Source organism: Achromobacter sp. GD03932 (genome assembly GCF_029839485.1).
In the GTDB taxonomy this organism is placed as follows: Bacteria; Pseudomonadota; Gammaproteobacteria; order Burkholderiales; family Burkholderiaceae_B; genus Achromobacter; species Achromobacter bronchisepticus_A.
On sequence record NZ_JAOCAT010000031.1, the window covers coordinates 74184 to 85370 of the forward strand.

Genomic DNA, 11187 nt, shown 5'->3' on the forward strand with positions numbered 1-11187 from the left:
CCTCAGACGAAGCGGTTTTCTATGTGGCCGATGCCGTCGATCTCCACCCGCACCACGTCGCCGTGCTTGAGGAATTGCGGCGGGTTCAGGCCCTGGCCGACGCCGGCCGGCGTGCCGGTGGCGATGACGTCGCCCGGATACAGCGTGATGCCGCGCGAGCAGGTTTCGATCAGCGTGGGGATGTCGAAGATCAGGTCTTCGGTGTTGCCGTCCTGGCGCAGCTCGCCGTTGACCCAGCAGCGCACGCGCGTCTTCTGGCCGTCCAGCTCGTCGGCCGTCACCAGCCAGGGGCCCATGGGGCAGAAGGTGTCGAAGGACTTGCCCAGGTCCCACTGCTGATGGCGCATCTGCACGTCGCGCGCGGTAACGTCGTTGACCACCGTGTAGCCGATCACGTGGCTCATGGCCTCGGCGCGGGAAATGTTGCGGCCGCCCTTGCCGATCACCACCGCCAGCTCGGCTTCGTAGTCGATCTTGTCGGAGACGCCCACGGGCAGATGCACGTCGGCCCAGGGGCCGACCACGGTCTGCGGCACCTTGGTGAACACGATGGGCCAGGATTCGGGATTGGCGTCGTTGTCCTTGAAGACGGAGTCGCGCAGTTCCTTGGCATGGGCGTGGTAGTTGCGGCCCACGCAGAACAGGTTGCGCCGCTGCGCTGGCAGGGGCGCCTCATGCTCGACCTGGTCCCAGCGGTAGGACGAGCCGACCTTGGCCGGCAGGGCGCGGCCCTCGGCCAGCCATTCCACGGCGGTCAGCGCGCCCGCGGCCGCGAGTTCGCGCGGGAAGTCCAGGGCGGTCACGCTGCCACCGTCGTCGGACACCACGCCGATGCGGCGCTCGCCCTGGATCCGGAATACTGCAATCTTCATGCTTGCTCCCTGAGCGGTCCGGCCGCTCTTGTTTAATACCAAAAAATACCAATTTGGCGAATATCAAGGCCCAATTTCGGGAGAGGATATACCAAATAAACCAACTTTCCTAACGGAATCTCCAGGTTTTTCTTGGTTTATTGGTCTGTTTTGGTATCATCTGGCCGCTAGCTATTCTGGGACGGTCCATGGACAAAGCTTCCGCCTTGCGCGCGGTCATCATCGAGAATCTGCAATCCGGCGCCTGGCCTGCTGGCCATCGCCTGCCCACGGAACGCGCCCTGAGCGAACAATTCGGCATCAGCCGTTCAACGGTGCGCCGCACCCTGGCCGACTTGAAGAACGAAGGCCTGATTTCGCAGCGCGTGGGCAGCGGCACCTACGCCAATCCATCCTCGACGCTGGCGCAAACGGAAGGGCTGCTGCGCACCGAAGTGCTGTCCACCAGCCCGGCCGAACTGATGGCGGCGCGGCTGGTGCTGGAGCCGGCCATCGCGGCCCTGGTGGTGCAGCATGGCAGCCCTGCCGATTTCGCCGCGATGCAGGACGCCTGCGCGCGCGCAGAGGCCGCCGACAGCTTCGAAGCGTTCGAGATCTGGGACGCCAAATTGCACGAATTGATGGCGACGGCCACGCACAATCTCTTCATCGAAAAAGTGTTCGCGCTGATGACGGCGGCGCGCTCGCAAGCGACCTGGGGCGCCTTGAAGCGCAGGAGCCTGACGCCCGAGCGGCGCCAGGCCTATCAGGTGGAGCATCGCGAGATCGTTGATGCGCTGCATGACCGGGACGCGGAACGGGCCATGGAGGCCGTGCGGCGGCATCTGCTGCACGTGAGGGACAACCTGCTGGGCTAGGGGCTGCCGCGTCCGCAGGCTGCGGCGCGGCCGGGGCATGACGGGTGCAAGATCGGCCGCCGCGGGAAGCCCGCCTCAGGGCTGCGCGCGCAGCCTGGCCAGTTCGGCGGCAAGCTCGGCCACCAGGGCTTGGGCGCGCGCCAGCGGGTCGTGGCCCTCGGGCGAGGGCTCTGCGGGCGCGTCGGGCGTCTGCAGCCGTGGCTGCACGCTTTCATGGCCCATGCTGACGTCCACGTCGAACACCAGTTGCTCGGCGCGGTGCCAGGTGGTGAACCACTCCAGGGGGCGGCCATGCTGGTCCATGCCTTGGCCTTGCAGCATGAGCAACGGCGTGCCGGCTTGCGTGTCCAGCAGTTCCGCCAGCGTCTTGTCGGCCGCCACCGCCCGGATCTGGTTGCGCCCGGCGCCGGGGCGCAGGCCGAAGCGCCGTGTCAGCACGCCGTGCAGGGATGCGTCGGCGAGGTCTTCGGCGCGCAGGCCGGGTACCGCGCCGGCGGGCAGCCATGTGCGCACATAGGCCAGCGGCGCATCGGCCACATGGCGCAGGCGTTCCAGCATCAGCAATTGCGTGGTGCCGAAGAAGGCCGCCACATCGGCGGGCGGCTCGGCGCGCGCGAACGCCAGCACGCGGGTTTGCAAGGCCACGCCGGACTGCGCGAACTGCTCGTACAGGCCGGTGGATCGCTGCACCAGCCGGCGGTGTTCCTGGGGCGCCGCCACGGTGGCAGGACGCCCGGTTTCGCGCTGGATCAGGCCTTCGGTGGCCAGGGCCGCCAGCGCCTGGCGCACCACGCTGCGCGCTACGCCGAAGCGTTCGCACAGCGCGGCCTCGCTGGGCAGCACGGCGCCGGCCGCGAGCTTGTTCGTGCGGATGTATCCGCGCAGCAGGGTCGCCACCTGGGCGTGCAGCGGGATATCGCCGGAGCGATCAAGTACGGGCAATGCGTCGTGCGTGGCGGGCGCCATGGGAATCAACCTCCGGTTTGTGCCCGCGCAGTTTCCCACACATGCGTCCAGCCCGGGGCCAGATGCGCGGCGCGCTCGGCGGCCAGGATCAGGCTGTCTTCGCGGGCGATGCCGCGGCCGGCGATGTCGAAGGCGGTGCCGTGGTCCACGGACACGCGCACGACCGGCAGGCCCACGGTGATGTTGACGCCGTCGTCGCCGTAGACCGCCTTGAAGGGCGCGTGGCCCTGGTCGTGGTAACAGGCGATCACGAACTTCCACTTGCCGCGCACGGCTTGCGGGAACAGCGCGTCGGCCGGAATCGGGCCCGCGGCCAGGATGCCGGCGGCATTGGCTTCGGCCACCGCGGGCGCCAGGATGTCGGCGTCTTCGGTGCCGAAGATGCCGTTTTCGCCGGCATGCGGATTCAGGCCCGACACCGCCACCGGCTGGTCGCCGCGGCCCAGCGCCTTGGCGAAGGAACCGGCCAGGCGCAGCACCGCGCGCATGCGCGCCGGGGTCAGGTCTTCGATGGCCTGGCGCAGCGACACGTGGGTGGTGGCGTGGAAAATGTAGAGGTCGCCGGCCGACAGCACCAGCGAGAAGGTCTTGACGCCGAACTCGTGCGCCAGCAGTTCGGTATGCCCGGGCCACTTGTGGCCGGCCGCGTGCATGGCGGCCTTGTTCAGCGGGGCGGTGACGATGCCGTCAACCTCGCCGGCGCGCGCCAGGGCGCAGGCCGTGGTGACAAAGCGCACCGAGCCGTCGCCCGCGTCCGCGCTGATCTCGCCCAGCTTCACATGGGCCAGCGACGGGCCTGCCTGCAGCACTTCGATGGTGCCGGGCGTGTTGGCGCAGTCGGCGGCGCGGTCCAGCTTGCGCACGATGGCGGGGTCGCCGCCCAGGCTGCGCACGGCGTTGGCCATCACGTCCACGTCGCCGACCACCAGCAGGCGGGCCTTCTGGCGCAGTTCGTCATGGCCCATCAGCATCTTGGCCGTGATTTCCGGCCCGATGCCCGCCACGTCGCCCAGGGTTACGGCCAGCAGGGGCAGCTTGCCCGGTTGGGGTTGTGTCATCGCTTGAATCTCCTGTCGCGGATCGCGCGCACCGCGCGAACCAGTACATCTTCGGTGCCAAAGCCGCCGGCCTTGGTCACCACGGGCAGGCCGGCGGCCGTGCCTCCGGTCAGCGTGCCCAGGGGCACGCCGCCCATCACTTCATCCACCAGCGAAATGCCGCGGGCGCCCAGCGCCACCAGCACGCTGCGCGCCCCGTCACCGCCCGTGGCGACCACGCCGGCCGCGTTGGCGCTGGCGATCAATTGCGCGGCCAGGCCGCCCAGGCGTTCCGCGACGGTCTCGGAATCCAGGCCGTCCAGCTGGCCTTCGGGCGCCAGCAGCAGCACCGTGCCGGCTTGCGCCGGCGATTGGCCATGCGCTTGCAGCAGCGGCTGGCTCCAGGCCTGCCATGCGGCGTCGTCGGCCAATTGAGCCAGCGAGGGTGTCCAGGTGTCGGCGCCCGAGGCTTGCAGGGCGGCGGCTTGCGCGCGCGCCGCGCTGTGCTGCGAGGTCACCACCACCACGACCGGCGCGGTCTGGTCGGCGCCGGCCCAAACCCGAGCCAGCGGCACGGCCAGGCCGCCCGCGCCCACGGGCAGGGCGTGCACACCCAACAAGCCGATGGCGCGCGCCAGGCGCTCCAGGTCGGCTTCGGTAACCGCGTCGACCACCACGGTGTTGCCGGCCGCGCGGATGCGGGCCGCCAGCGCTTGCGGCGTGTCGCCTTGCTGCGCCGCCACATGGGCGCAACCCAGCAGGGTGGGGATATGGCTTTCGGTCACCGGCGTGACCGGATCGGTGGCCGCCGAGGTCTCGGTGACCGGGTTGCCGTTGACGTAGAGCACGCCTTGTTCGACGGTGCGGCCGGTGGCCGGGAAGGCCGGACAGATCACCGCAATGGTGTCCGGACCCCAAGCCTCGCGCGCCGCGTCGATCTCGGCCTTGAAGGCGCCGCGCAAGGTGGAGTCCACCTTCTTGTACAGGCGCGTGACGCCGGCCGCACGCAGGCGGCGCACGTTCTGCCAGACGGCCTCGGCCGCGTCGGCGGCCGACAGGGGACGGCTGTTGGTCGTGACTGCCAGCACTTCCACGCCGGCGGCGCCGGAACCCGACAGCGCCTCGTCGGCGCCGCCGATGGACAGATGGGTGTTCCAGCCGGCGCGCACGAACTGCACCGCCGTGTCGCCCGAACCGGTCAGGTCATCGGCGACGATGGCGATGGCGGGATTCAAAGCGCCTCTCCGCGCGCTTCACGCAGGGCGGGGGCGACCGTGGGGTCGGCGTCCTCGGACTTGAGCTCGCCCGCGCGCTTGAGGAAATACGAGGCCAGCATGGGCGCCAGGATCGAGCTGATCAGCACGCAGGCGGCGACCTGGGCGGTGGCGGTCGACACGTATTGCTGGAAGTTGGGATCGGCGGCCGCTACCACTGCAGGGGTGGCAATGGCGTTGCCGGCGGTGGTGCCAGCGGCGAAGCCCAGGCCGCTCTTGCCGCCGCGGCGCAGGATGTAGCGATAGCCCAGATAGACCAGGCCGCCGGTGATGGGGCTGATGATCAGGCCCAGGATCAGGCCGCTGACGCCGCCGGAAACCACGGCGCCCAGGTTGATGCCGGTGCCCAGGGCGAAGGCGAAGAACGGGATGACGATGTTGGGCACGGGCTTGAGCACGTCGCGCCACTTGGGGTCCAGGTTGCCGACCACCACGCCGAGCAGGAACGGCACCAGCGCCGCCACCAGGGCGATCATGGGGATGTCGGCCAGGCCCGAGGCGCCCAGGAACAGCAGGCTGAAGAAGGGGCCGTCATTGACCGCGCTGGCCACATAGGCGCCGCGGTCGCGGGCATCGCCGTACTGGCCGGTATAGGCCAGCCACAGGCCGCCGTTGCTGTTGTCGAAGGCGGCCAGCAGCGCCAGGATGGACACGCCCAGCACGCCGTCCAGGCCGACGTAGCTGCCCAGAATGATGATGAGGGTGGCGGGCACCAGGGTCTTCATCAACAGGATGGTGCCGGCGGTGGCCAGGATCGGGCCACCGGTGCGCGCATTGACCTGCGTGCCGGTGGCGAAGATCAGCAGCGCGATCAGGGGCAGGGCGCTATTCTTGAACAGCGCCGTGGTGAAGCCGCCGATCGCCAACGCGTCGGGAGCGAAGGTGCCGATCAAGGAACCCAGGATCAGCGGCACCAGCATCAATCCTCCGGGGATTTTCTGCATCGTGCCAAAAAAGGGCGAGCGGGAAGTTTCGGTCGACACTATCGGAGTCTCCAAGACGGTTTTTATGGGTTGCAGACGTTCGAGCGCGCGTCTGTCACACGGTTGATCAGGGATGAAAAACCGTAGTGTACACCTGTACGTACAGCATGTACGTACAGGTTGCCGGACCCGGAGGCAGTTCCGATTTTAGAAGCGGTAGGCGCCGCTCAGCATGACGGTGCGGCGTGCGCCATAGAAGCAGTCGCCGCGATCCAGGCAGACCACCTCATAAGTGCGGTCCGCGATGTTGTTCACGTTCAGCGCATAGCGCCAGGGACCGTTGTCGTAGCTGAGCATGGCGTCGAACAGCGTGACCGCCGGCGTTTCCGGAGCGCCGCCGTCGCGGAAGGCCGACAGGTAGCGCACGCCCGCGCCCACCGCGAAGCCGGGCTGGCCGGCCAGCGCGAAGCGGTACTTGCCCCACATGGAGGCCATGTGCTTGGGCTGGGCCTCAAGCTGCGGGTCCAGGTCGGTGTAGATGTAGTTGGCGATGACGTCCAGTTCCTTGGTGACGCGGCCGCGCAGCTCCAGCTCCACGCCGCGCGTGCGGGTCTTGCCGGCCTGGATCTGGTTGTTCGGATTGTCCGGGTCGTTGGTCTGGCGGTTCTTCTCGCGCAGGTCGTAGGCGGCCGCGGTGAATTCGATGTCGGCGTCCTTCGGCATGTACTTGATGCCGGCCTCCACCTGCTTGCCGCGCATGGGTTTCCAGCGCTGGTTGTAGAAGTCGGCGCCGGCGATGGGCGTGAACGACTCGCTGTAGCTGAGATAGGGCGACCAGCCGTTGTCCGCGGCATACATCAGGCCGAAGCGCTTGGTGGTGGCCATGTCGGTTTCCCGGTCCTGGCCTTCGGTGGTGCTGTCGGCTCGGTCGCGGCGGATGCCGGCGAGGAAGATCCAGTTCTTGTCGAACTTGATCTGGTCCTGCGCGTAGAAGCCGATCTGCTGCTGATTGATCTTGGGGGTGTCCGACAGTTCGTACTCGGGCGCGTTGCCGTATACGGGGTGGTACAGGTTCAACGGCGAACCCGCGCCGCTGGCCGTCTGGCTGGTCTCGCGGTAGCGCGAATAGTCCATGCCGAAGATCACCGTGTGTTCCGTGCGGCCCCAGTTCAGCTTGCCTTCCAGGTTCTGGTCCGCCAGCAGCGTGCGCATGCGCGGCTTGTTGACATAGAAAATGCGGTCGACGGTGGTCTGTTCCGGATCGATGTAGGAATCGCCCCGGCGCGCGCCGTAGACGTTGGGATAGAGCGTCTTGTAGTCGACGCTGCTGACCGTATTGCGGAAGTTCTGGCGCACTTTCCAGGTGTCGTTGAATTGATGCTCGAACAGCCAGCCCACGCTGAACTGCTCGGTGTCATAGGCGTCGAAACCGGGCTCGCTGGCGAAGCGCCGGGTGGGGATGCGGCCGTTGGGATTTTCCTGCACCGAGCCGCTCCACGGCAGGAAGGACTGCGTGGTGCCCGCGCGGTCCTTCTGCCAGGTGGCCTGCAGCGTCAGCGAGGTGGCCGCGCTGGGGCGCCAGGTGAGGGACGGCGCCAGCATCAGCCGGTCGTCCGGCGCGTATTGAACTTGGGTATCGCTGTCGCGTCCCACGGCGATGACGCGGTACAGCCATTGGCCGTCCTCGCTGGCCGGGCCCGTGAGGTCGGCCTGGATCTCGCGCCGGTTGTGGTTGCCCAGCACCACGCCGATTTCGCGTTGCGTTTCCTCCAGCGGGCGCTTGCTGACCAGGTTGACGATGCCGCCCGTGCTGCCCTGTCCGTACAGCATGGAGGAGGGGCCGCGCAGCACTTCCACGCGCTCCATCGCATAGACCTCGGTGCGCGGGTTGTTGAAGCTGAAATACTGGCGCAGGCCGTCCAGGTACTGCACCGGCTCCACGCCGCGGATGCGCACGTAGTCGGCGCGGTTGTCCACGCCATAGGCGTTGGGGCGCACGCCTGCCGCGTAGTTCATGGTGTCCTGGATGTTCTGCGCGCCCTGGTCCACGATCTGTTCACGCGGGATCACGGTGATGGCCTGCGGCGTTTCGGACAAGGGCGTGTCGGTCTTGGTCGCGGTGGCGCTGCGCGTGGCGACATAGCCTTCTACCGGGCCGGTCGCGGTTTCGCCGGTGCCGGTGACCTGCACGGCGGGCAGGATGGTGGCCGGCTCGCCGGATGCGGCGGGCTGGGCCTGCGCTGCGCCGCCCATGCAGGCGGCAAGCGCGGCGGCGACAGGCAACAGGACCAGCGGCCGCGCGCGCCGGGCGGCGGGATCAGGGTGGTGTTTCAACGGATTTCCCCCTCGGCCTGAATTCGGCCGATTTTGGATGCAAATGACAACGATAACTATTATTAATTTACTGCATCGAGAATGTCAGGAAATCCGCGGCCCGCAGATGTAAAAAAGCCGTGCAAAGCTTGCCGGGCGGTAAGGCCAACGACGAAAAGCGCCGTCCTATCAGTCGCTTGGCGACGTTTGGGGCAGGGGCGCGGGAGCCGCGCGCCTGTTGGCGAGGCGCTACAGAACGGCTCAGGCGTGGCGCGGCCGGCGGGTGCCGCCGTCGCGTCGGCTGGCCTTTTCCGAGACGATGTTGCCCTCGGCCATGCGGCGGCCGCGCTGTTCGATGCGGCCCAGAAGGTCGCGCAGCAAGGCGACCTCGTCGGCGCTCAGGTCCTGCACCAGCAGGTCGTTCAGGTGCGAGACTTCGGGCAGCAAGGCGTCGTACAGGGTGCAGCCTTCTACCGTGGCTTCCACACGCACCACGCGGCGGTCGGCGCTGTCGTGCAGGCGGCGCAGCCAGCCTTTTTCGCATAGCGCGCCCAGGGTGCGCGAGGTACGCGCCAGATCCAGTTTTGCAGCGGCCGCCAGTTCAGCCGAACTCATGATGCCGCCCTCGATGGCACAGGCCAGCACTCGCCATTCGCGCCGCGTGATGCCGAAGCGTCCTTCGCACAGGCGCAGGAATACCGGATTCGATTGCGACCATGCCTGGTACAGCCGGTACATCAGCATGTCCGAAAGCTGGCGTTGTCCGGACGCGGGATCGGTCGGCATGGCTTTTCCTCCTGGTGGCGTTGCAGTTCGCGCTGCATATCGTTATGGGAAGTCCTGGATTAGATCAACAAACATGCGCGTTGCTAAATTCAATTTCCCTATTTGGGTATCGGCCAGGCAGTGACAACCATCATCGACAGCGGGCCGCTGTCTCCAGGAGTTGACCATGCGTAAATGGATATCGGGCGCTGCCGCGGCGGCAATACTTGCGGGGGCCGCGCCGCTGGCCGGTGCGCAGCAGGCCCCGCTGGACGGGACCTTGACGGTGGTGGTGGGCTATCCGCCAGGCGGTAGTTCGGACCGCATTGCGCGGCTGGTCGCGGACCGGCTCAAGGACCGGGTGGGCGTACCCGTGGTGGTCGAAAACAGGACCGGAGCGGGTGGCCGCATCGCGGCGCAAGCCCTGCATGCGGCGCCGGCCGGCCAGAACGTGCTGATGCTGGCGAACCCGGCCGTGATGGTGGTGGCGCCGCTGGTCTATGCCCAACCCGGCTATGACGCGCAGCGCGACTTCAAGCCCGTGTCGCTGGTCAGCAGCTACAAGTTCGCGATGGCGGTGGCGGCGAATTCGCCGATCCAGGACCTGGCCGGCCTGCGGCAGTGGCTGAAGGCGAACCCGAAGCAGTTCGCCGTGGGCGTGCCGGCCACCGGCAGCCTGCCGCACTTCTTCGCGCTGATGCTGGGGCGCGAAATCGGCCTGGAGCCCGAAGTCGTGGGCTACCGCGGATCGAGTCCGCTGATCTCCGAGCTGATAGGCGGCATCCTGCCGCAAGGCATAGACACGCTGGATACGTTGCTGCCGCAGCACCGCGCCGGCAAGATCCGCATCCTCGCCGTGTCTGGCGAGGCGCGCGATACCGAACTCAAGGACGTGCCCACCTTCAAGGAAGGCGGGGTGAACCTCGCGGCCGACGGCTGGAACGCCTTCTTCGCGCCGGCAGCGATGCCGCAGGCCAAGGCCGACAGACTGGGCGCGGAAATCGCGGCGGTGTTGCGCGAGCCCGCCATGCAGGAGGCCGTGCGTGCCGCGTACCTGGAGCCGGTGTCGCTGGACGCGCGCGGCACGGCCGACGCCCTGGCCGCCTACCGCAAGCAGTGGGAGCCCGTGGTGCGCGCATCCGGCTTCACGGCCACGCAATAGGAGGGCGGCGATGAGCGATGTACAGAACGTGCTGTTCATCATGGCCGACCAGCTGCGGGCGGACCACCTGAGCTGTTATGGCCATCCCTACCTGCAGACGCCCAGCCTGGATGCGCTGGCGGCGCGCGGCGTGCGCTTTGACCGCGCCTTCGTGAACTCGGGCGTGTGCGGACCTTCGCGCATGAGCTACTACACCGGCCGCTATCCCTCCAGCCATGGCGCCACCTGGAACCGCGTGCCGCTGTCGGTCAACGAAATCACGCTGGGCGAATACCTGGCGGGGCAGGGCCGCGAACTGGCGCTGGCCGGCAAGACCCACATCATCCCCGACAAGGCCGGCATGGAGCGGCTGTCGATCGATGGTTCCTCGGAGCTGGGCGCGCTGCTAGGACGCGGCGGCTTCACCGAACTGGACCGCTACGACGGCCACCACACGCCGGGCGACGAAAGCGGCTATCCCGCCTTTCTTCGGCGCCACGGCTACGACAGCGCAGACCCCTGGACCGATTACGTGATCGCCGCGGTGGACGCAGCGGGCCAGGCGGTCAGCGGCTGGAACATGCGCAATGCGCACTTGCCCGCGCGCGTGGCCGAGCCGCATTCCGAGACCGCCTACATGACGGACCAGGCGCTGGATTTCATGAAGCGGCGCGGCAGCCAGCCCTGGGTGCTGCACCTGAGCTATGTGAAGCCGCATTGGCCCTACATGGCGCCGGATCCCTACCACAAGCGCTACACCCCGGACCAATGCCTGCCGGTGCGGCGCAACCGGGAAGAACTGGAGAACGCGCATCCGGTGGTGGCGGCCTACCGGCAGCACGAAGAGAGCGTCAGCTTTTCCTCGGACGAGTGCGTGCGCGTGGTGCGCCCGGCCTACCAGGGCCTGATCCGGCAACTGGACGATCATCTGGGCCGGCTGTTCGACTACATGGAAGGCGCGGGCCTGATGAAGAACACGCTCATCGTGTTCACCGCGGACCACGGCGATTTCCTTGGCGACCATTGGCTGGGCGAAAAG

Annotated in this window: 10 protein-coding genes; 3 read left to right on the top strand and 7 right to left on the bottom strand. The window is 67.8% G+C overall.

Annotated features, from left to right (window positions below; translation table 11 throughout):
• Positions 1–2: 2 nt before the first annotated feature.
• Positions 3–872, bottom strand: coding sequence for a fumarylacetoacetate hydrolase family protein (locus tag N5C88_RS25160; RefSeq protein WP_059372132.1), 870 nt, complete (start codon positions 870–872; stop codon positions 3–5).
• Positions 873–1060: 188 nt separating this feature from the next.
• Between N5C88_RS25160 and N5C88_RS25165 the strand changes: the two genes are divergently transcribed.
• A complete protein-coding gene (locus N5C88_RS25165; RefSeq protein ID WP_280016453.1) occupies positions 1061–1729 on the top strand; it encodes an FCD domain-containing protein in 669 nt (222 codons plus the stop codon).
• 75 nt (positions 1730–1804) lie between these two features.
• On the opposite strand, the gene N5C88_RS25170 is transcribed toward N5C88_RS25165, so the two are convergent.
• The 6 genes from N5C88_RS25170 to N5C88_RS25195 all read right to left on the bottom strand — a co-directional run bounded on the left by N5C88_RS25170 (position 1805) and on the right by N5C88_RS25195 (position 9028).
• Complete coding sequence (locus tag N5C88_RS25170; RefSeq protein WP_059372136.1) at positions 1805–2695, bottom strand: GntR family transcriptional regulator; 891 nt, start codon at positions 2693–2695, stop codon at positions 1805–1807.
• A 5-nt stretch (positions 2696–2700) separates the two neighbouring features.
• Complete coding sequence (gene pdxA, locus N5C88_RS25175; protein WP_059372138.1) at positions 2701–3753, bottom strand: 4-hydroxythreonine-4-phosphate dehydrogenase PdxA; 1053 nt, start codon at positions 3751–3753, stop codon at positions 2701–2703.
• Positions 3750–4967: a D-threonate kinase gene (gene dtnK / locus N5C88_RS25180; RefSeq protein ID WP_280016454.1), complete on the bottom strand. Its 1218-nt coding sequence runs from the start codon at positions 4965–4967 to the stop codon at positions 3750–3752. Before dtnK ends, pdxA begins: the two co-directional genes overlap by 4 nt.
• Complete coding sequence (locus tag N5C88_RS25185) at positions 4964–5989, bottom strand: 2-keto-3-deoxygluconate permease (protein WP_082400881.1); 1026 nt, start codon at positions 5987–5989, stop codon at positions 4964–4966. Before N5C88_RS25185 ends, dtnK begins: the two co-directional genes overlap by 4 nt.
• Positions 5990–6136: 147 nt before the next feature.
• A complete protein-coding gene (locus tag N5C88_RS25190) occupies positions 6137–8182 on the bottom strand; it encodes a TonB-dependent siderophore receptor (protein WP_223283453.1) in 2046 nt (681 codons plus the stop codon).
• Between the two features lie 321 nt (positions 8183–8503).
• Positions 8504–9028, bottom strand: a complete 525-nt coding sequence (locus N5C88_RS25195; protein WP_059372141.1) for a MarR family winged helix-turn-helix transcriptional regulator — start codon at positions 9026–9028, stop codon at positions 8504–8506.
• Between the two features lie 166 nt (positions 9029–9194).
• Between N5C88_RS25195 and N5C88_RS25200 the strand changes: the two genes are divergently transcribed.
• Together N5C88_RS25200 and N5C88_RS25205 are read left to right on the top strand one after the other, a co-directional pair.
• On the top strand, positions 9195–10169 hold the full coding sequence (locus N5C88_RS25200) for a Bug family tripartite tricarboxylate transporter substrate binding protein (protein ID WP_059372143.1): 975 nt from the start codon (positions 9195–9197) through the stop codon (positions 10167–10169).
• Between the two features lie 10 nt (positions 10170–10179).
• The coding region (locus N5C88_RS25205) for a sulfatase-like hydrolase/transferase (RefSeq protein ID WP_280016455.1) at positions 10180–11187 on the top strand (1008 nt) is incomplete at its 3' end.